This window comes from Caballeronia sp. LZ035 (assembly GCF_031451175.1).
Lineage (GTDB): Bacteria > Pseudomonadota > Gammaproteobacteria > Burkholderiales > Burkholderiaceae > Caballeronia.
On the sequence record NZ_JARUXS010000002.1, the window covers coordinates 1,476,263 to 1,495,423 of the forward strand.

Sequence of the window (19,161 nt, forward strand, 5' to 3'; positions counted from 1 at the left end):
GGGCTTACGCGCCGACTTCCACCGGCAAGGCGCGCTTGTGACGTGTCGCAAAGTAGAAACGGCGGATCGTCTTCAGGATTGCTTCCCCGACTTCCTTGCCCTCCAGGAAGTCATCGATGTTTTCATAGGTGATGCCGTAGCTGTCCTCGTCCGGACGCTGCGGCGTGAGCGTTTCGAGATCGGCTGTCGGCACCTTCATGGCGAGTCGAGCCGAAGCGCCCATCGACATCGCCAGCGCCCGCACACGACGCTTGGTGAGACCGGAAAGCGGCAGCACGTCTGCGCCGCCGTCTCCGAACTTGGTGAAGAAGCCCATCAGCGATTCGGCGGCGTGATCCGTGCCGATCACCACGCCGTCACGCGCGCCCGCTATCGCGTATTGGGCAATCATGCGCTGGCGCGCCTTGATGTTGCCGAGCACGAAGTCCTTCTGGAACTCATCGGCGTACTGCGCGCCGGCGTGTTCGAGCGCCGCCAGCATCTCATCCGATGCGTCCTGGATGTTGACTTCGAGCGTTTCGTCGGGCTGCACGAATTCGAGGGCGCGCCGGGCGTCGTCTTCATCGCGCTGCACGCCATACGGCAGCCTTACCGCGACGAAGCGTGCTTCATGACCTTGCGCGCGCAAACGTTCGACGGCAAGTTGCGCAAGCCGCCCCGCCGTCGATGAATCCACCCCGCCGCTGATGCCCAGCACGTAAGTCCGCAATCCGTGCGACATCAGGTAATCGCACAGGAAGCCGATGCGGCGTTCGCGTTCACCGTCCACGTCGAAGCTTGCCGATACGTTCAACTCGCGTATCACCTGCACCTGCCACGCTCGCCCGTCTTCGCTCATGGTTGCTCCCTGATAGCCTCGATTACGGTCGCGCTGCGGAGCGCCGCAGCCTCGCGATATGCCGGCTCAGCTCGGCAAGCGAGAACGGCTTGCGCAGCACTTCCGCGTTCGCCACGCCATCCAGCGCCGCTGTGTCCGAATAGCCGGTCACCATGACAATGGGCAAGCCGGGCCGGATCTTCTGCGCGGCTCGCGCCACCTCCGCGCCGTTCATCGCGGGCATGGCGTAATCGACGACGAGTACGTTCGGGAAGTCCTCGCCGATCATCGCAAGCCCTTCAGTGCCGCTGCGCGCATCGCGTACTTCGAACGCGTCCATCTCCAGACCGGCCACGAGCGATTCACGCACGTTGTCATCGTCGTCGATGATCAGGACCGACGTGCCTTCGGCGTCCGCTGCGTCCGCCGCGCATCCGTCGGATGCGGGCAGCGTCCCGGCCGGCTCTTCGCTTCCCGATCCGGCGACGGGCAGCAGAATCGAAAATGAAGCGCCTCGGCCGAACTCGCTCTCCACCTTGACCGTGCCGCCGCACTGGTGAGCGATGCCCCAGACCTGCGCGAGCCCGAGCCCGGTGCCCTTGCCCACCGGCTTGGTGGTGAAGAACGGATCGAAGATGCGCTGCAGCGCCGCTTCGCTGATTCCCGTGCCGCTATCCGATACCTTGATCTCGACATACTCGCCAGGTGAAAGCTCCGCATCCGGCTCGTCCAGCACGCGCGTCCGCGTGGACAGCGTGATGACGCCGCCGCTCTGCATGGCGTCGCGTGCGTTGTTGACGAGATTGAGGATGGCGAGTTCGATCTGGTTCGAATCCGCAATCACGAAGCGCGACTCTGCTGCGAAGTGAGCTTCGATCGTATGCGACACGCCGAGCGAGTGACGCGCCAGGTCCATGAGGTCACGCATGCGCGCGTCGATGTTCACCGGCTGCAACACCAGTTTCTGGATGCGCGAGAACGCAAGCAGCTGACCGGATAGCTTCGAGCCGCGTTCAGTCACGCGCAGCGCGTTGTTCAGCAGCGGCAGCACGGCGTGATCGCGGTCCAGTTGCCGGCGTGCGAGTTCGAGATTGGCGACCAGCGCCATCAACAGGTTATTGAAGTCATGCGCGATGCCGCCCGTCAACCGCCCGACCGCTTCCATCTTCTGCGCGTGCGCCAAGGCCTCTTCCGCGCGCGTGCGCTCCTGCATTTCCTCCGTGAGCCGGCGATTCGTCTCGCGCAGTTCATGCGTACGGTCCGCAACCTGTCGTTCCAGCTCGGCGTGACTGCGCGCCAGCCGCTCCTCGGCCGCGCTCAGACGTTCGTTCATCGTCGCTGCTGCACGCAGTTCGTCGCGAATCTGAAACTGACGCTCGCGGCCGGCCAGCGCGGCCTCCACAGCGCTCGTCAACGCAAGCGCGCTCGCCGGCCGCTCGATATAGACGAGGTTCGTCATGCGCGCGGGCAGCCGCCCCGCCAGCCGTCGATGATGCACACGCTCGAACCGGCTGCGCTGCGTCAGGATGATGAACGGCACATCGGACCATGATGGCTGCGCGTCGAGCCTGTCGGCCAACGCGGACAGGTTCGCGCCGGACAGCGATTCGTCGGTGAGCAGCACGCCGCCCATATAGGGATCGATAGCCTCGACGAGCGCGTCGAAGCTATCCACCGTCGTGGTGGCGATCGCGCGCTTGTGCAGCAGCATTTCGGCAACCGGCGCGTCGCGGCCGAAGCGGGCGAAGATGACGATATGGCGCGAGAAAGCCTTCATTCCCGGGGAGCGCCGTTCTCGCCGCCGGGCGTGTTTGAATCGCGCTGCCTGCCGAGCCCGGCCACACCGCCCGTGTAGGTGGGCGTGCCGCTCAGCACGCCGTTGAAGCGTGTCAGCGGTTCGCTCAGTTCCAGACCGCGCGCGCTGATCATCAGCTCGCGAATCGTGCTCTCGTGCAGATTGCCGCGATTCTTGAGGACCGAGAGCGCCTTGCGCACGCGTCCTTCGGCTTCGAAGAAACGCAGCAGGATCACGGCGTCGGCGATATAGCTGATGTTGAGCGAGCCCGAATGCATGTTCCCGATCAAACCCGCCTGCGGGTTGATGAGGAAGGTCGCGACGCCCTGCTGGTTCAGGAACGACAGCAACTCATGAAGCTGGAGGATGAGCTGCTGTTCCTGCGGCATCGCGGCGACATAGCCGTTCAGGCTGTCGATGATGATGAGCCGGGCATCGTTGCGCGTCACTTCCCAACGCACGAGACTGGTGAACTCGCCGGGCGAGATCTCGGATGGGTCGATCTGCCTGATGTGCAGCAGACCGGAATCGATGTGCGGTTGCAGTTCGATCCCGATGCCCCTCGAACGCACGAGCAGCGTGCCGATGCGTTCGTCGAATTCGTAGATGACGCAGCGCTCGCCGCGCGCGCACGCTTGCGCCGCGTATTGCAGGGACAGCGTGGTCTTGCCGGTTCCGGCGGGGCCCGTGATCAGCGTGCTCGTGCCGCGCAGCGGGCCGCCGCCCAGCAACGCATCGAGGCCCGGCGAGCCGCTTGGCAGGACTTCTCCGGAGAACTCGGTGTGATGTTCCAGCGCGACCAGACGCGGAAAAATTTGCAGGCCACCCTCGCGGATCGCGAAATCGTGAAAACCTTCCCGAAACGCGCTTCCCCTGAGCTTCTGCACTTGCAAGCGCCGCCGCGCCACACCGAAATCGAGCGTGAGGCGTTCCAGCGTTATTACGCCATGACAAAGGCTGTGCAGATCGACGTCATGCATGCCGCGCGCGCTCATGTCGTCCATCAGCAGGACGGTGGCGGCGTTGTTGTTGAAGAAGTGCTTGAGCGACAGGAGCTGACGCCGGAAGCGCAGCGGATCCTGCGCGAGCAGACGCAGTTCCGACAAGCTGTCGAACACGATGCGCGACGGCTTGACGCGCTCGACGTGCTCCGTGATATGGCGGATCACCTCGCCGAGTTCGATTTCCCACGAATGCAGGAGGCTTTGGTCGCCGTCGATGCCGAGCTTCAGCTCAGCCTCTTCCATCTCGAAGACGGTGATGCCGTCCATCGACCAGCCGTGCGCGGCTGCGACTTCGTCCAGTTCCGAAGACGTCTCCGAGAGCGTGATGAAGAGCACGGTCTCCCCGGCTGCCACGCCGTCCCGCAGGAACTGAAGACCCAGCGTCGTCTTCCCCGAGCCTGGCCGGCCTTCGATCAGATAGAGCCTGCTGGCAGGCCAGCCGCCGTTCAGGATGTCGTCGAGCGTGCTGAGGCCGGTAGAAATGCGGGGAGGTTTCGGGTCTGTCATGGATTCGAAGCGATAGCTTTGACGATCGATATTGTGTGGTGCGCCCTGAGTTGAATCCTCGGGTTATCAGGCGCGATGATCAAAGTGTAGCGTGTACTTCTTTCCATGTGCACGTTCGATCGCATTGGTCTGCGGAGTGTGCCGGGCGCAGGGCTTCGCTTGACCCGTGGGCACAGCCATTGCTCGACTGACCACGCAACCGAGGCATTGATCATCCCAGGCTCGGTTCATCTTCGTTGACCTGCGGCACGCCGCATCAAGCCAGCGCACATTCGTTGCGCTGAGACTCGGAAAGCACGACTGCAAGTGACGCCACGGCGCTCCTCCCGGTCAATTTTCTCGAGCATCCATTTTTCATCTTTGACATTTGCGCAGTCCGCGCAAGGACTTCGCTCGTCCCTACGATAAGGAGCTTTCGCCATGTTCGTGCACAACAAGCGCTTGCAATATACGGTTCGCGTCGCTTCCCCGAATCCGGGGCTGGCCAATCTGCTGCTCGAGCAGTTCGGCGGGCCGCAAGGCGAACTCGCCGCCGCTTGCCGCTATTTCACCCAGGCCGTGGCCGAAGACGATCCGGGCCGCAAGGATCTGCTCTTCGATATCGCCACCGAAGAACTCAGTCACCTCGAAATTATCGGCTCGATCGTCGCCATGCTGAACAAGGGCGCCAAGGGTCAACTGGCCGAGGGCGTTCAGTCCGAGGCAGAGATGTATCGCTCGCTGACGGGTGCGGGCAATGACTCGCATATCACGTCGATTCTGTATGGCGGCGGTGCGCCGTTGACGAACTCGGCAGGCGTGCCCTGGACCTCGGCATATATCGACACGATCGGTGAACCAACCGCCGACCTGCGCTCCAACATTGCCGCCGAGGCGCGCGCGAAGATCGTCTATGAACGCCTCATCAACGTGACCGACGATCCCGGCATCAAGGAGGCATTGGGCTTCCTGATGACGCGTGAAATCGCACATCAGAAGTCCTTCGAGAAAGCGCTGCATTCCATTCAGCCGAACTTTCCGCAAGGGAAGTTGCCCGGCGATCCGGAGTTCACGAGCGTCTACTTCAACATGTCCAAGGGCGAAGACATGCGAGGTCCATGGAACGAAGGCGGCGACTGGCGCTTCATCGAAGACCCGCAACCTGCCGTGGATGGCGGCGATGGGCTGGCGACCGTGAACGTCTCGGAACAGGACGTCGAGACGCTTCAGGCGATGGCGTCGCGCACGGCGTCGGACCCGGCGGCGGATCCGACTACGGGTGCGGATCTGGGCGCGGGCAAGGCCAACCAGGTGTAAGCGTGCACGTCCTTGGAGGCGCGTGCCGCCTCCAAGGCATTCCTTCATCGAACTTCATTCAGGAGCAACCATGCTGTCACCTACGCTCACCCCGCCGGGCTTCGACCTCGTCCGCGCCAACGTCGAGACCTGTCTTCGTCTGACGCTGACCATGAACGACGCGCTCCGGCAGTTCAGCGAACTCAACCGGAAGACGATCGACACGGCACTCTCCGGAGAGTCTTACCAGACTGCACTGCTGGCCCGCTGGCCGAGCTATGCGCTGAACTATGCGACTGAGGCATTCGAGACGCTGCATGCCACCGCAGCGGATGTCATGGCGACGCTCGTCGCACCCACGACCACGGACAAAGCGCGGATCGTGTACGACGTGAGTGACACGGCCGACACGCCGCGCCCGAATGTGATTCTCGATGCGGAAGGCGAAGTGGTGAGGCGCCTGACGCCTTGACCGTTTCTATACGACCGTGGAGCAAGCAATCATGACCAACGAACCTTCCGACCCCGTCGAACGGGCCGACACGCGGCGCGAGGAACTCGGCACCGGGGACGTCGAGGAAAAGCCTGACGGCACCATCCGGCAACGCGAACACGGCAGCATGGACGCCAGCCTGGTTCCGAAGGGCAAGGACCATCCGGAAGAAGGCGCTTATGCGCCGGAGCACGATCACAAGGATCCGGATCTCGAACCCGATCCCGCACAGACTTCCCCTTCACAGCAGAGCGGCAAGAGGTAGACATGAAAGCACTCGTCTGGCACGGCAAGAAAGACATCCGCTACGACACGGTTCCCGATCCGGCAATCGAAGACGGACGCGACGCCATCATCAAGGTCTCGACCTGCGCCATCTGCGGCTCGGACCTTCATCTCTTCGACGGCTTCATGCCCGGCATGAAACATGGCGATGTCATGGGTCACGAATTCATGGGAGAAGTGGTCGAAGTGGGCCGCGACAACACGGCGTTGAAGATTGGCGAGCGAATTGTCGTGCCGTTCACCATCACGTGCGGCGAGTGCGATCAATGCAAGCGTGGCAATTTCTCCGTGTGCGAGCGTTCCAATCGCAACAAGGAAACCGCAGAAAAGCTATTCGGCCACACGACGGCCGGCCTGTTCGGCTATACCCATCTGACGGGAGGTTATGCGGGCGGGCAAGCGGAGTATGTGCGCATTCCGTTTGCGGACAAGACGCATATCAAGATTCCGGACGGACTCACTGACGAACAAGTCCTCTTCCTTGGCGACATCTTCCCGACCGGCTGGCAGGCGGCGGTGAATTGCCAGATAGAACCGACCGATACGGTCGCAATCTGGGGCGCGGGCCCTGTTGGACAGATGGCGGTGCGCAGTGCCGTACTGCTCGGCGCGAAGCAGGTGGTGGTGATCGACCAAGTTCCCGAGCGTCTGGCCATGGCGCAGGCAGCGGGTGCGATTCCGGTCAACTTCAAGGAAGAAAGCGTGCTCGACCGGCTTCGTGACCTCACGCAAGGCAAAGGACCCGAGAAATGCATCGATGCAGTCGGTATGGAATCGCATGCGACGCGCTCGTTCGATGGCCTCTATGACCGCGTCAAGCAAGCCGTCATGCTGGAGAGCGACCGACCGCATGTGCTGCGCGAGATGATCCATGTGTGCCGGCCTGCGGGTGTGTTGTCCGTTCCGGGCGTCTATGGCGGACTGATCGACAAGATTCCCTTTGGCGCAGCCATGAACAAGGGATTGACCTGGCGCATGGGCCAGACGCATGTCAATCGCTGGAGCGAGGACTTGTTGAAGCGTATCGAGGAAGGTCAGATCGATCCGTCGTTTGTCATTACGCACCGCATGAAACTCGCGGACGGACCGAAGATGTACGAGACGTTCAGGGACAAGGAAGATGGCTGCATCAAGGTCGTGCTGACGCCCTGAAGGCCTTGAGATAAAGTCCGCGCCATCGTCAGGATGGCGCGGTTGCGCCCCAAACTACAGCACGATCTCGCCGTCTTCCTCGCCGAGCCAGTAATGCACGCGCTCGGCGCTTACCTTGATGAGCACGATACCCGGCGTTGCAAAGCCTTCCGAGAACCACTTCGCGATGTCTTCATTCCAGTGCGCCTTCATCGCGGGCTTTTCGCGGATCAGTTCAGCATTGCCTTCCACGGCCACGAACAACTGCGGCTTTCCGCCCGCGCCCGGCGCGCTGGTGAACGACAGCCCAACCTTCGCGTCCGCCTTGATTTCCTTCACCATATGCGTCTCTTCGGACGTGAAGTAGTAGCTGTCGCCGTCGAAGCGGACATCGCGGTTATTGCTCATGGGTCGGACAGCGATGTTGCCGTTCAGCGCGCGCGTGGAGAGCATCGCGAAGTCGATGTCTGCCATTTTTTGCGCAACTTGTTCCAGGTTCAGTGTCGTCATGGCTCATGCTCCTGATGGTGGTTTCAGAGGGTCATGAGCCGGACTCACGCAACCGGCATGCCACGCGTCAAACTCAATGCTATGACAGCTTGAACTCGCTCACGGCCATGGCCAGTTCCATCGCCTGTGTTTGCAAAGCCGAAGCCGCCGCAGCCGATTGCTCGACCAGCGCCGCATTCTGCTGGACCATCTGATCGAGCTGGGACACGGCCTTGTTCACTTCCTGGATGCCGCGCGTCTGCTCGTTCGCCGCATCGGTGATTTCCGCCATGATGGTCGAGACGTTCGCCACGCTGCCGACAATCTCGTTCATCGTCTCGCCCGCGCTGCGGACCTGATGCGAACCGGACGCCACTGCATCGACTGTCGATGTGACGAGGCTCTTGATCTCCTTCGCCGCCTGCGCACTGCGCGCAGCGAGCCCGCGCACTTCCGACGCCACCACCGCAAAGCCGCGTCCCTGTTCGCCGGCACGCGCCGCTTCGACGGCCGCGTTCAACGCAAGGATGTTGGTCTGGAAAGCGATGGCATCGATCACGCCGATGATGGAGCCGATCTGATTCGACGAGTCCTCGATCTCGGTCATCATGGTGATCGCCTCGCCGACCACCTGACCGCCCGCCGATGCCGTCGCCGCCGCCGATGCCGCCGTCACGTTGGCCTGATTGGCGGCCTTGGTCGAATGCGCAATGGTCGAGCTGATTTCCTCCACCGACGCCGCCGTCTGCTGCAAGCTCGCCGCGGCCGATTCCGTGCGCCCCGACAGGTCCTGATTGCCCGCCGCGATCTCGCTCGATGCGAGCCGCACCGATTCGCTCGAATCCCGTACGCGCGTCATCACGTCGTGCAGCTTCTTGATGAAGGTGTTGAAGGCGTGCGCGATCTGCGCGACTTCGTCGTTGCCGTCGGCGGGCAGCCGTTGCGTGAGGTCACCCGTGCCCGAGCCGATGGAATCCATCGCGTCGCGAATCGACGAAAGCCGCTTGAGCGCAATCGACGTCACCAGTCCGACGACGAGCGCGCCCAGCGCAATGATCACGAACAGCGCGATGGCGGACGTGAGGATCATCGAGCGCATGCCGGCAGTGGCTTCGGCCTTGTCGAGCGCGATGATCAGGGTCCAGTCCGTACCGGGCACTGCGCGCGCATGCGCGAGCACGTCCTGCGTGCCTGCGTGGGTGTCGAGCGGCTCCGCTGCGCCAACCAGGTTCTTTAACGCCGTGCCGGACAGGTCCGGGAACAGGTCCGTAAGCGGCTTGCCGGTCAGCTTGCGATCCGCATGCGCGACGATCGATCCCTTGCCGTCCACGAGCACGGCGAAGCTGGCGGGCGTCGGATGCACGGAGAGCACGTTGTCGATGACCGAGTCCATCGCCACCGCGCCCGAGACCACACCGGCCAGCTTGCCGTCGCGCTTCAGCGCCTGCGTGAACGCGACGATCAGCTTGCCCGTCGATACATCCATATACGGCGCCGTGACCACCGGGCCGCCTGCGCTGACCGCCGCCGTGTACCAGGGGCGCGTGCGCGGATCATAGTCGGGCGGGAGCTTGGTGGGCTCGGAGAAGAGCGAGGTCTTGTCCTCGTAGCCGGCAAGCACGTTGACGAAGTTGCCCGCCGATGCAATCTGCTTGAAGACCGGGACCGGGTCCGCCGAGAGCGCGGCGTCCTGGATCGACACGATCATCTGCTTCTTCGACGCAATCCATTCGCCGATCCCGCTGACATGGCCGCTCGCCACGGCGGACAGGTTCTCGCTGATTGTCTTGTTGTTATAGGAGCGCGCAACCGTATAGCTGAGCGCGGCGTTGGCGATGAGCGCGATCACCAGCACAGCAATGCTGGCCGAGACGACGCGCGAGCGAATGGTCGAAAACATGTATCCCCTTAAGTGCCTGCTGAAAAGTTATTTTCAGACATTACGGCCCTGTCAGGAGAAACTTGAGACGCGCGAGGCAAGGTTTTAGCGGAAAGGTCTAAACGGCGTCGCTGGCGGCCATTGCACCAAACTGGAGCGCTGCAAGCTGGGCGTACAGCGGCGAGTCGCGCAACAGCTCGGCGTGGCGTCCCTGCGCGACGATCCGCCCGTGCTCCAGCACAACGATCCGGTCGGCCTGCTGCACGGTGGCGAGCCGATGCGCGATGACCAGCGTCGTGCGGTTCTGCGCGGCGTTGTCGAGCGCGGTTTGCACGAGCCGCTCGCTGGCGGCGTCGAGGGCGCTGGTGGCTTCGTCGAGCAAGAGGATGGGTGGATTGCGCAGAATCGCGCGTGCAATCGCGATGCGCTGCCGCTGTCCGCCCGAGAGCCGCACGCCGCGCTCGCCGAGGAAGGTGTCATAGCCTTCCGGAAGCTGCTCGATAAAGTCCGCCGCAGCCGCCATCTCCGCCGCGCGGCGCACCTGCGCGGGCGACGCGTCGGGCATGCCATAGCGGATGTTGTCGAGCACGCTGCCCGAGAAGATCACCGAGTCCTGGAGCACGACGCCGATCGACTGCCGCAACGCGCCGAGCGACAGGTGCCGCGTCGGCACGCCGTTGATCGAGATGTTGCCGGACTGCGGATCGTAGAAACGCAGCAGCAGCTGGAACAGCGTCGTCTTGCCCGCGCCGGATGGCCCGACCAGCGCGACGTGTTCACCAGGACGCACCGCAAGCGAGAACGATGACAGCGCCTCGATGCCGGGACGCGACGGATACGAGAAACTCACCTGATCGAAACGAATGCCCTCGCCTTTGGATGGCATCGGCACGGGCGTGGAGGGCTCGGTCACCGGCGAGCGCGCCGCGAGCAGTTGCATGAGCCTGTCGGTGGCGCCGGCGGCGCGCTGGAGATCGCCCCAGACTTCGGCCAGTGCGCCGACCGCGCCCGCCGTGAACACTGCGTAGAGAATGAACTGCGACAACTGTCCCGCCGACATCTGCCCCGCCAGCACTGCCTGCGCGCCGAGCCACAGCACGAACACGATGGCCGCGAAGACGAATACGATGACCACGGCCGTCAACGCGGCGCGCGCGCGGATGCGGGCCAGCGCGGTCTGAAAGGCCCGTTCCACGGCCGCGCCGAAGCGCTTCGATTCATATGTCTCCTGCGTGTAGGACTGCACGGTCGGCATCGCGTTGAGCACTTCGCCGGCCAGCGCGCTCGCGTTCGCGACCGTGTCCTGACTGGCACGCGAGAGCCGACGCACGCGCCGCCCGAAGAACACGATGGGCGCAACCACCACGATCAGCACGGCAATGATGTAGCTGGATAGCACCGGGCTCGTCAGCACCAGCATGCCGATACCGCCCGCAGCCAGCAGCGCGTTGCGCAAGCCGAGCGAGAGACTGGTGCCGACCACGGTCTGGATCAGCGTGGTATCGGTGGTGAGGCGCGAGAGGACTTCGCCGGTCTGCGTGAACTCGAAGAACTGCGGGCTCATGCGCATGATGTGGTCATAGACCGCGCGGCGCAGGTCGGCGGTCACGCGTTCGCCGAGCCATGACACCCAGTAAAAGCGCAGCGCCGTGGCGCCCGCGAGGATCAGCGAGACGATGAACAGCGCGATGAAATAACGATCGATATGCGCGCGGCTGCCGCTCGCGAAACCGCGGTCGATCAGATATCGGAAGGCCATCGGCAACGCGAGCGTCGCGCCCGCCGAGGTCAGCAGCGCCAGGAACGCGAGCGCCCAGCGCCCGGCATAAGGGCGCAGGAACGGACCGAGCGCGAAGAGCGGACCCAGACGGCGGGTAGAAGCTTCAGCAGATGACATGGGCAAGAACAGTGTGTGAATGAGCCGATGGTATCAATCTATCGAGTGACGGATTCACAGACCGCTTTCCGGATTGCCGCGCGAAGCGGCACTCATCTTGTCGCGCAGTTGCTCGCGTTCCTCGGGCGTCATGCGCTGCCAGCGTTGCCAGTGCCGGCCTCCGCGGCAGCCGCCGTGTCCTCCGCGTGCCCGAAAGCCGCCGAACAGAATGCGGCACAAGACCAGCAAGCCGAGTGCGCGCGGATAGTCGATCAGTTGGGCATCGACGAAAAGGCCGGGCACGACCCAGTTCCACAGCTGCATGACCACCCAGCCCACCGCCGCGATGACAAACACGAGCAGCACGGCCTTGGCGAAGAATTTGCGGCGAAACATCATGTCATCTCTCCTTGCGTTCAAGATTCGAAATCGTCATGGGACGCCTGCAAGCGGGTACGCAGATGCAGCACCGCGTAACGCTTGCGCGCCAGTAGCGTGTTGATGCCGATACCCGTCGCGGCCGCGATCTCCTTGAAACTGCGGCCGTCGAGTTCATGGGCGATGAAGACATCGCGTTGGTTGGGCGGCAATTCGTCGAGGGCGGCTTGTAGCGCTGCAAGCAGCGCCGCGCGTTCGTAAGCGGCCTCGGGACCCACTTCGGGCGATGGCAGCGCGAGATCCAGCCGATAGTCTTCGTCGGTCTCGTTGTCGTCGATGGAAAGCGGTGTTTCCTTCTTCTTGCGAAACCGGTCGATGATCCGGTTGCGCGCGACACGGAACAGCCAAGCGCCCATCTGCTCGATCGGATCCGTGAGCCTGTAGGCCTCGACCAGTTCTTCGAACACGTCCTGAAGAATGTCCTCGGCGTCGTCCTGATCGATCACCCGCCGACGAATGAAATTGCGCAGCCGCGGCCGCTCACGGGCGACAGCAGCTGCGATTTCACGATCCTGTTCCGGCAGTGGGCTCGGGGTGTGCGGCGTTTCCATACCCGTGATGACGTTTCGGGGACGGAGATATTGTGGCGTGCCCGGATTATTTTTTATTTCTGTTGCCGGGCAGGTGCAGCAGCCTGCTTCAGCCGTCCGTCGAAACCGTCACGGTTTCCCATTCGCGCAACTCGCTCTCCATGGCGGACAGCTTGCCTCTCACCAGCCCGAGCGCATCGCTGCCGAGCAGAAGATGGGCCGGCGGATGGTCCGACGCGATGGCGGTGAGCATCGCCTGCGCCGCCTTGCGCGGATCGCCGAGTTGCTTGCCGCTCTTCTCCTCGCGCGCCTGGCGGATCGGGTCGAAGACCGCGTCGTAATCCGCGATGGAACGCGGCGTGCGACGCATCGAGCGGCCCGCCCAGTCCGTGCGGAAAGAGCCGGGCGCAACGGCGGTCACGGCAATGCCGAACGACGCCACTTCCTTGCCGAGCGCTTCGGAGATGCCTTCCAGCGCGAACTTGCTGCCGCAGTAGTACGTGATGCCGGGCATGGTGATGAAGCCGCCCATCGACGTGATGTTCAGGATGTGGCCTCCCCGACGTTCACGCATGAAGGGCAGGACGGCCTTCATCATGGCGACCGCGCCGAACACGTTCACGTCGAACTGCTTGCGCATCTCCGACAGCGGCGATTCCTCCATGACGCCTTCGTGACCATAGCCGGCGTTGTTCACGAGCACGTCGATGGGTCCGATGGTGCTTTCGATCTCCGCGACGGCAGGTTCGATGGCGTCGAAGTCGGTCACGTCCAGCACGCGCGCAAAGGCGCTGTGGGTCGAGGACAGAGCTTCGAATTCACGCTTCGCTTGTTCACTTCTCACGGTACCGACGACCTTGTGTCCCGCCGCCAGCGCCTCCAGTGCGAGCGCCCGGCCGAAGCCGCTGCTGACGCCCGTGATAAGCAGGGTTTTCTGGGTGGATGCCATGGAATATTTTCTCCGTGATGTGTTTCGGAGTATGCAGAATAGTATGCTTTGGCGGAACGGATCAGCTACAAATCGCTATTTATGTTGCCTAAAACTATGAGCCATCAACCCTCATCCGGCCGCAAGCGCACGATTGCGCTGCTGCGCTCGCTCGCGCCCGAGGAAGGCTATAACCTCACGACGCTGCCCAGCGTGCGCATCCTGCGCTCGAACCGGCCGCTGGCGCGCACGCCGGTTCTGTATGACCCGGGCATTGTGATCGTGTGTCAGGGGCGCAAGCGCGGGTACTTCGGCGAGCGTCTGTATTTGTACGACGAGGATCATTATCTGGCGGTGTCCGTGCCCGTGCCGTTCAGCATGGAAACCGATGCAAGCGCCGAGCGCCCCTTGCTCGCACTGTATCTCCATCTCGACTTCACGCTGGCGGCGGAGCTTGCGGTGGAGATCGATCGCTCGGGATTCGCGGCACCGGTGCAGGCGCCTCAAAGCATGATGTCCACGCCCATGGACGATGCCATGCAAGGCTCCGTCCTGCGCTTTCTCGAAGCGCTGCACAGGCCGCTGGAAGCGGGCGTGCTGGGTCCGGGACTGCTGCGCGAACTCTACTTCCGGGTGCTCACCGGTGCGCAGGGCAGCGCGATGCGTGAGGCGCTGGCCATGCGCGGGCAGTTCGGGCGAATAGGCAGATCATTGCACATGATCCACGCCGGGTACGCGCAGGCGCTCGACGTCACGCAACTGGCCGAGGAAGCCGGAATGAGCGTGCCGAGCTTTCATAGTCACTTCAAGACCATTACCCAGGTTTCACCGATGCAATACGTCAAGTCGACACGCCTTCATCAGGCACGCTTGCTGATGGTGCGCGAGGAACTGACGGCAGAGGCGGCGTGCATGGCCGTGGGCTATGCCAGCGCATCGCAGTTCAATCGCGAATTCAAGCGCTTGTTCGGTTTGACGCCGGCGGCGGAAACCCGACGCATGCGCGAGAGTTTCGCCATACCGGCGGCGTTTGACAACGCCGAGTACGTGTCGTCGCATTGAAGCGTGTCAGGCAGCCGTCGATGCAGTGCGTTTAGCATCGGTGCAGGCGGAGTGGAATGCATCAACCACGCGCCGGAAAGGCGAAGCGTCGTGTATATCTCTTGCAAGCATGAAATAGCAGAGATAGGGAAAGATCTGCTCGCTCAGCATGTCGCTGCATTCAACCGGCAGCATCGCGGTGATGTTATCGATGGCCATGATCTCGATGCCCGACTTCGTGCGACAGACCGGCGCGGCAAAACTCGTCGGGCTCGCATACAGCGGAAGCGGATTGCGTGGATGCGTTGCCTCGCAACTCACGTCGCCGATCAACCTGATTTTCGTATGCGGGCCGATCATTGCATCGTTCAGGAACAGCGGCGTGTCGGCGGCCAGCTTGATGCAATTGAAGACGAGCTCGTAGTCGTGAAGCCGCTCACGAAGCTCGGGGTGCTCCTGCGTGATCTTCGGTGAGCGATCGTACGCGAGTCCAAGTTCGTCGAGCAGCCATGTCACGCCGCTGCCGGATTTCCCTCGATCTCCGATCACCAGCGTGCGCGGCGCGCGGAAATCACTGCGCACAATGGCTCGTGCATAGCGGACGAGTGCGTTCACGCTTGGAAATTCATCCGGTACATGGTAGGGCCCGGCGCGGACGCCTTGCCTTTGCTTCCAGATGTCGAGGCATGCCGTCGCCGCAGCCATGCCGGCAAGATAGCCCGCGCCGCCCGTGACCAGTTGCGCGCTGAAGTTGTCCCTGATCTGTTCGAGGTCGTACAGGAAGCCGCCGCCGCGTTCGAATCGTTCGAGCAGACTGGCCGATCCCTGCTGCCGTTCATAGGCGTGCGCGAAGTACATATGCCGATGCCGCAGCGGGAACGTCGCATCAGGCAATTCCTTGAGACCGAGAATCAGCGTGTCACGATGAGAGAACCGCCAGCTGCCGCTTTCGACGAGCGTACATCCCACGTCCGAATAAGCGGAGTTGGGATAGATGCGCTTCTCCGATGATTCGACGCAGACCCTGAAACCGTTCTTGACCAGAATGCCCGCATGAATGGGAATCAGCGGGGTCCGACGTTCCTTTGCTCTGTATTCGGCGCGTAGCCACAGGGTGTGGTTCATGCTGCGTGCTCCCATTGAGCGTCTGCATTGGGTTTCGTGGCTTCGTGAAAGAACCAGGTTTCGATCGCGCGAAAGTGGGCGTAATCGCGAGTCAGTTGTTGCGGGCTATCCGCGACGAGCATCGCGTAGCCGGGATGTCCGAACGTCTGCCCGGTTCGTTCGAGTCTCGTGCCTTTTGCAAACGTCAGCTTGATGCTCATGAGGCTCGGCACGGACAGGAAGCACGCGAGGTCGGGTTGTGAGGCTATCTGACCGGCGAACTTCGAATTCATGTAGATGAAGCGGGCATGACGCGCGGGTGCCGTCACGCATGCCGCCTGTCTGGCTTCAAAGAGGTGAGGCGCGACCACACTGTCCGCCAGTACCGATACCTGGCTAAAGCCGTTACATTCCTCGACGATCGAATAGTCGATTCCGCCTGCAAGCCTCGCCCCCGTTTCGATCAGACGAGGGCCGTTTGCCGTCAGCATGACTTCTGTGTGGGCCGGGCCGTTGTGGATCTCCAATGCATCGAGAACATCGTGCACATACGCTGTCAGAATGGGGAACTCGGGGGCATCGCGGCGCACCGAGTCCGCGTATTCGTCGATGATCTGCGTGTGCCGGTGATGATTCGCTTCATGCCAGATATCCGTTACGAAGTGCCACCCTTCTACCGACACGGTGTTCACGACGAAATGCCGGCCCTCCAGATATTCCTGGACGACGTATTCATCCTTGATCTCGCCAACCACATTAAGGCGGCCAATATTGCGCTCGAAGATCGCGGCGATATCGGCCTTGCTTTCGCAGATGCCGACGCCGTCCGAATACGCGCCGAGCGCGGGTTTCATGACCACGCGCCTGAAGCCGGACGTCTCATACCATGTCAGGATGGCGTCGAGATCATGCGAATGGAATTGCGCCGCGCACGGCACGCCATTGAGGCGCAGCGCCTCGACCATGTGGTACTTGTGGCGATGCAGCCGTGAAGTTCCGGCGGGATTGCATGGAACGTCGAAGAACTGCGCCAGCTTGTTCGCGGGAATGACCCCGCTGTCCCCCGCCACGACGATAGCCTTGATCCGGTAGGGTTTCAGCTCGGAGACGAGTTCGAGAATGGCCGCGTCATCGTGCGATGTCAGCTGGAACTCGCGGCTGCACCAGTCGGGACATGCCGTCGCGGGGTCCGCTGCCATCGGACCCATTCTCACATGCACGCATTGATAACCGCGCCCGTGCAGCGTCGGCCCGATATAGAAGCCCTTTCGGTCCGCACCGACAATAACAACAACCTGTCTTTGAAGTTTCACGGAAGTCCCTCTATGAAGTTAAGGCGTCTGCACGCGCCGGCGCCTTCCTGATGACGACGATCGTCTGTCCGGGTTCGGTCGCCGCGCCCACGGGCAAGGTCTTGAGCAAATGATTGAGCCGCCAGCGCAGGTAGTGGTCGTGGGATAGCTTGTCGATCCAAGGCTTGAGGTCCGCAAGCCATTGCTGCACGTCCCAGCGTGAAATGTGCAGCTCCTGATGCACTTCGGCGGACATCGCGGCGAAGTCGATCGTTTCCAGAATCTCGCCAGCGGACAAGCCGCGGCGATGGAAGAATCCAAAGCTTTGCAGCAATGCGTTCGACCACTCGCATAGCGTGAAAGTCGTGCGCTGTGAAGCGATCGTCTGGTCCAGCCATGGCTCGCAAATGACGAGGCCATGGCGGGCCACGCGTGCGCCTTCCCTGATTGCGTCCCTGGGATTGGCGATGTGATGCAACGAGTTGGCGATCAGCACCCAGTCGAAGGTGTTGTCTTCGAATGGAAGGCGGCGCATGTCGCACACTCTTGCATCGATACCGGCCCGCTTCAGCGCGGACAGTGAAGGCTCGTACACGTCCACGCCGCTGACGTGCATGTGGTGCGTGTGTTTCAAGGCAAGCAGCGTGCGGCCTTCGCCGCATCCCATCTCCAGCAGCGTGTCGGGATACGGCGTCAACTGGCTCAGCCGCTCGACGAGACGTTGCTCGAGCACTCGCAAAGGAGAATCACACATGACACAAGGTCTCCGTCATTGCATCGAAAAGGCGCTGGCCGCACGGCGTAAATGCCGCCGATGAACGGAGAATCGCGTCTCCCTGAATGAACTTGTCGAGATAGACGGCCTCTCGTGCAGCGAAGGACAGCGGCAGCGCGGACAGGCTCATGCGGTCCATCTCGGCGCGCGGCGGACAGGAAGCCTCAGTGCGGCGGATGGCATCTGGCGCGTGCCGATAGGCATGCAGCAGACGGAAGAACACGAAATGCGCATGCAGAACGCCCTTCAAGGGCCGCAGCGTCTGCCGTGCAGGCGACGCGGCGAGCGCTGCGCCATTCGTCAGCAGCGGATCGAACGTCATGAGCATGTTGAGATAGATATGCGCAGACTCGTGGACGATGCGGTCGAAGTAGAAGAAGTGCGTGGACGTCTCGGGCGTGTCCATCGGGGGACGCACGAGGACCGTACCGAAGGCGGAAAGACTCGATGCGGCTTCCGCCGAAAACGACTGCGGCATCAACTGCACGACGGAAACGAGACTGGAGATCTCGTCCGCGAGATGAGGCTCGCTCGCGGCGAGCGCCATTTGCAGGGTCGCAAGATGACGTCGCGCCGATGCGGCTGTGCAGCGGGGAATGCTATCGGCGTATTCGAGGTAGGTTGCGGATTCGGGTGCGTCGATCGAAAGATGACTTGCGTCTGAAAGCGTCGCGGCGCGGTGAGCGCGCATGAAGGACAGCGCGATTTCATCCATCCGCTCGCGAACTTCGAAGCGATCCGCATAGGGCATGTGCAGACATCGGCGCAAGGCTGCACAGCGCGCGGCGACAGCGCGCACGTCGGACTGCGCCATGTCTTGAAGCAACATGAAGTAGTCGAAGTACAGTCGCGGAGAAAAGCGGCGCGCGGTATCCAGTCCTTCGACTTCTTCCTCGAGACCAGCGGCCGATCCCGGCAATACACGAGCAATCTGTAGCAAAACCTTTTGCAGAGAGTCTTTCATGTTCTCCTGCAAGGCGGTGCGAATGAGGATGCTGCGTCCGGATGATGGCAGCACGAGGTCTTGCCATGGGTCCGGTTCACGGAGAAATCGGGGAGTGGTTTTCATCGGACTGGCGAACGCATGACGCGTCCGCATGAACGGAAGAAATGCGGGGCGGCGGGCCGCTACATGAGGGCGTAGCGGCTGCGTACCCCGCGTGCGGTCACATCAGATACTGGACAGTGGGAACGAAATCCGTGCCGTCGGCGACGATGCCTTCAGGCAGCGTGAACGCTTGATCCTGCGGCGCGATGAGGTCGTTGATGACTTGTTCGGTGGTCAGATTCACGGTTGCATTCATGATGCTTCTCCAAAGTGAGGTCATCTGGATCAATCTGCTTTCTCAGGTGAGAACCAGCGTCCAGTCATGAATGTATGCCGCATGTGTTAGCGCGAAATTATGGGTTTGATCGTTGCGGAATTGCTTCGACGCCAGCCACGCGAAAGCATTGAAAACCATCCAGCCCGCGACATGCATATGCCGTAAAACGACGAGCCG

At 62.3% G+C, this 19,161-nt stretch carries 19 protein-coding genes; 5 read left to right on the forward strand and 14 right to left on the reverse strand.

The genetic code is table 11. The features are described 5' to 3' along the window. Nucleotides 1-4: 4 nt before the first annotated feature. From nadE to QCE88_RS22385, 3 genes are read right to left on the reverse strand one after another with little or no spacing between them, the layout of a single operon-like run. Nucleotides 5-838: an ammonia-dependent NAD(+) synthetase gene (gene nadE / locus QCE88_RS22375; protein ID WP_309906212.1), complete on the reverse strand. Its 834-nt coding sequence runs from the start codon at nucleotides 836-838 to the stop codon at nucleotides 5-7. A gap of 22 nt (nucleotides 839-860) precedes the next feature. Next, complete coding sequence (locus tag QCE88_RS22380) at nucleotides 861-2,594, reverse strand: ATP-binding protein (protein ID WP_309906214.1); 1,734 nt, start codon at nucleotides 2,592-2,594, stop codon at nucleotides 861-863. Then, complete coding sequence (locus QCE88_RS22385; RefSeq protein WP_309906216.1) at nucleotides 2,591-4,123, reverse strand: ATPase domain-containing protein; 1,533 nt, start codon at nucleotides 4,121-4,123, stop codon at nucleotides 2,591-2,593. Before QCE88_RS22385 ends, QCE88_RS22380 begins: the two co-directional genes overlap by 4 nt. A gap of 420 nt (nucleotides 4,124-4,543) precedes the next feature. On the opposite strand from QCE88_RS22385, the gene QCE88_RS22390 reads away from it, so the two are divergent. The 4 genes from QCE88_RS22390 (at nucleotide 4,544) to QCE88_RS22405 (ending at nucleotide 7,328) form a co-directional block, all read left to right on the forward strand. Continuing rightward, nucleotides 4,544-5,419 (forward strand): manganese catalase family protein, encoded by an 876-nt coding sequence (locus QCE88_RS22390; protein WP_309906219.1) that lies wholly within the window; start codon nucleotides 4,544-4,546, stop codon nucleotides 5,417-5,419. A 70-nt stretch (nucleotides 5,420-5,489) separates the two neighbouring features. Continuing rightward, nucleotides 5,490-5,870: a hypothetical protein gene (locus QCE88_RS22395; protein ID WP_309906221.1), complete on the forward strand. Its 381-nt coding sequence runs from the start codon at nucleotides 5,490-5,492 to the stop codon at nucleotides 5,868-5,870. 31 nt (nucleotides 5,871-5,901) lie between these two features. Beyond that, a complete protein-coding gene (locus QCE88_RS22400; RefSeq protein ID WP_309906223.1) occupies nucleotides 5,902-6,156 on the forward strand; it encodes a hypothetical protein in 255 nt (84 codons plus the stop codon). Nucleotides 6,157-6,158: 2 nt separating this feature from the next. Continuing rightward, entirely contained in the window at nucleotides 6,159-7,328 is a 1,170-nt protein-coding gene (locus tag QCE88_RS22405; protein ID WP_309906225.1) for a zinc-dependent alcohol dehydrogenase, read from the forward strand. A 54-nt stretch (nucleotides 7,329-7,382) separates the two neighbouring features. Here the strand turns inward: QCE88_RS22405 and QCE88_RS22410 are convergent, their stop codons facing one another. The 6 genes from QCE88_RS22410 to QCE88_RS22435 form a co-directional block, all read right to left on the reverse strand. Continuing rightward, entirely contained in the window at nucleotides 7,383-7,817 is a 435-nt protein-coding gene (locus QCE88_RS22410; RefSeq protein WP_309906227.1) for a pyridoxamine 5'-phosphate oxidase family protein, read from the reverse strand. A gap of 79 nt (nucleotides 7,818-7,896) precedes the next feature. Then, entirely contained in the window at nucleotides 7,897-9,696 is a 1,800-nt protein-coding gene (locus tag QCE88_RS22415) for a methyl-accepting chemotaxis protein (RefSeq protein WP_309906229.1), read from the reverse strand. Between the two features lie 97 nt (nucleotides 9,697-9,793). Then, entirely contained in the window at nucleotides 9,794-11,572 is a 1,779-nt protein-coding gene (locus QCE88_RS22420) for an ABC transporter transmembrane domain-containing protein (protein ID WP_309906231.1), read from the reverse strand. Between the two features lie 54 nt (nucleotides 11,573-11,626). Then, a complete protein-coding gene (locus tag QCE88_RS22425) occupies nucleotides 11,627-11,950 on the reverse strand; it encodes a hypothetical protein (RefSeq protein ID WP_309906233.1) in 324 nt (107 codons plus the stop codon). 17 nt (nucleotides 11,951-11,967) lie between these two features. Continuing rightward, nucleotides 11,968-12,540 (reverse strand): sigma-70 family RNA polymerase sigma factor, encoded by a 573-nt coding sequence (locus QCE88_RS22430; protein ID WP_309906234.1) that lies wholly within the window; start codon nucleotides 12,538-12,540, stop codon nucleotides 11,968-11,970. 88 nt (nucleotides 12,541-12,628) lie between these two features. Further along, nucleotides 12,629-13,468 (reverse strand): oxidoreductase, encoded by an 840-nt coding sequence (locus QCE88_RS22435; protein WP_309906237.1) that lies wholly within the window; start codon nucleotides 13,466-13,468, stop codon nucleotides 12,629-12,631. A gap of 96 nt (nucleotides 13,469-13,564) precedes the next feature. Between QCE88_RS22435 and QCE88_RS22440 the strand changes: the two genes are divergently transcribed. Then, nucleotides 13,565-14,509, forward strand: a complete 945-nt coding sequence (locus QCE88_RS22440) for an AraC family transcriptional regulator (RefSeq protein ID WP_309906239.1) — start codon at nucleotides 13,565-13,567, stop codon at nucleotides 14,507-14,509. 6 nt (nucleotides 14,510-14,515) lie between these two features. On the opposite strand, the gene QCE88_RS22445 is transcribed toward QCE88_RS22440, so the two are convergent. From QCE88_RS22445 to QCE88_RS22465, 5 genes are all read right to left on the reverse strand, one after another. Next, nucleotides 14,516-15,613 carry a hypothetical protein gene (locus tag QCE88_RS22445; RefSeq protein ID WP_309906242.1) on the reverse strand — a complete coding sequence of 366 codons (1,098 nt, stop codon included), beginning with the start codon at nucleotides 15,611-15,613 and terminating at the stop codon, nucleotides 14,516-14,518. Continuing rightward, nucleotides 15,610-16,905, reverse strand: coding sequence for an ATP-grasp domain-containing protein (locus tag QCE88_RS22450; protein ID WP_309906243.1), 1,296 nt, complete (start codon nucleotides 16,903-16,905; stop codon nucleotides 15,610-15,612). Before QCE88_RS22450 ends, QCE88_RS22445 begins: the two co-directional genes overlap by 4 nt. A gap of 10 nt (nucleotides 16,906-16,915) precedes the next feature. Beyond that, a complete protein-coding gene (locus tag QCE88_RS22455) occupies nucleotides 16,916-17,638 on the reverse strand; it encodes a methyltransferase domain-containing protein (RefSeq protein ID WP_309906245.1) in 723 nt (240 codons plus the stop codon). Further along, nucleotides 17,631-18,623: an aKG-HExxH-type peptide beta-hydroxylase gene (locus QCE88_RS22460; protein WP_309906247.1), complete on the reverse strand. Its 993-nt coding sequence runs from the start codon at nucleotides 18,621-18,623 to the stop codon at nucleotides 17,631-17,633. Before QCE88_RS22460 ends, QCE88_RS22455 begins: the two co-directional genes overlap by 8 nt. A 202-nt stretch (nucleotides 18,624-18,825) precedes the next feature. Further along, the gene (locus tag QCE88_RS22465; RefSeq protein ID WP_309906249.1) at nucleotides 18,826-18,963 is read right to left on the reverse strand and encodes a hypothetical protein; all 138 of its coding nucleotides are present in this window, start codon (nucleotides 18,961-18,963) and stop codon (nucleotides 18,826-18,828) included. Between the last annotated feature and the right edge of the window lie 198 nt (nucleotides 18,964-19,161).

Excerpts from the sequence above, each read along its gene's own strand:
- nadE (WP_309906212.1), bottom strand. The coding sequence starts at position 838 with ATGAGCGAAGACGGGCGAGCGTGGCAGGTGCAGGTGATACGCGAGTTG.
- QCE88_RS22380 (WP_309906214.1), bottom strand. The coding sequence starts at position 2,594 with ATGAAGGCTTTCTCGCGCCATATCGTCATCTTCGCCCGCTTCGGCCGC.
- QCE88_RS22385 (WP_309906216.1), bottom strand. The coding sequence starts at position 4,123 with ATGACAGACCCGAAACCTCCCCGCATTTCTACCGGCCTCAGCACGCTC.
- QCE88_RS22390 (WP_309906219.1), top strand. The coding sequence starts at position 4,544 with ATGTTCGTGCACAACAAGCGCTTGCAATATACGGTTCGCGTCGCTTCC.
- QCE88_RS22395 (WP_309906221.1), top strand. The coding sequence starts at position 5,490 with ATGCTGTCACCTACGCTCACCCCGCCGGGCTTCGACCTCGTCCGCGCC.
- QCE88_RS22400 (WP_309906223.1), top strand. The coding sequence starts at position 5,902 with ATGACCAACGAACCTTCCGACCCCGTCGAACGGGCCGACACGCGGCGC.
- QCE88_RS22405 (WP_309906225.1), top strand. The coding sequence starts at position 6,159 with ATGAAAGCACTCGTCTGGCACGGCAAGAAAGACATCCGCTACGACACG.
- QCE88_RS22410 (WP_309906227.1), bottom strand. The coding sequence starts at position 7,817 with ATGACGACACTGAACCTGGAACAAGTTGCGCAAAAAATGGCAGACATC.
- QCE88_RS22415 (WP_309906229.1), bottom strand. The coding sequence starts at position 9,696 with ATGTTTTCGACCATTCGCTCGCGCGTCGTCTCGGCCAGCATTGCTGTG.
- QCE88_RS22420 (WP_309906231.1), bottom strand. The coding sequence starts at position 11,572 with ATGTCATCTGCTGAAGCTTCTACCCGCCGTCTGGGTCCGCTCTTCGCG.
- QCE88_RS22425 (WP_309906233.1), bottom strand. The coding sequence starts at position 11,950 with ATGATGTTTCGCCGCAAATTCTTCGCCAAGGCCGTGCTGCTCGTGTTT.
- QCE88_RS22430 (WP_309906234.1), bottom strand. The coding sequence starts at position 12,540 with ATGGAAACGCCGCACACCCCGAGCCCACTGCCGGAACAGGATCGTGAA.
- QCE88_RS22435 (WP_309906237.1), bottom strand. The coding sequence starts at position 13,468 with ATGGCATCCACCCAGAAAACCCTGCTTATCACGGGCGTCAGCAGCGGC.
- QCE88_RS22440 (WP_309906239.1), top strand. The coding sequence starts at position 13,565 with ATGAGCCATCAACCCTCATCCGGCCGCAAGCGCACGATTGCGCTGCTG.
- QCE88_RS22445 (WP_309906242.1), bottom strand. The coding sequence starts at position 15,613 with ATGAACCACACCCTGTGGCTACGCGCCGAATACAGAGCAAAGGAACGT.
- QCE88_RS22455 (WP_309906245.1), bottom strand. The coding sequence starts at position 17,638 with ATGTGTGATTCTCCTTTGCGAGTGCTCGAGCAACGTCTCGTCGAGCGG.
- QCE88_RS22460 (WP_309906247.1), bottom strand. The coding sequence starts at position 18,623 with ATGAAAGACTCTCTGCAAAAGGTTTTGCTACAGATTGCTCGTGTATTG.
- QCE88_RS22465 (WP_309906249.1), bottom strand. The coding sequence starts at position 18,963 with ATGAATGCAACCGTGAATCTGACCACCGAACAAGTCATCAACGACCTC.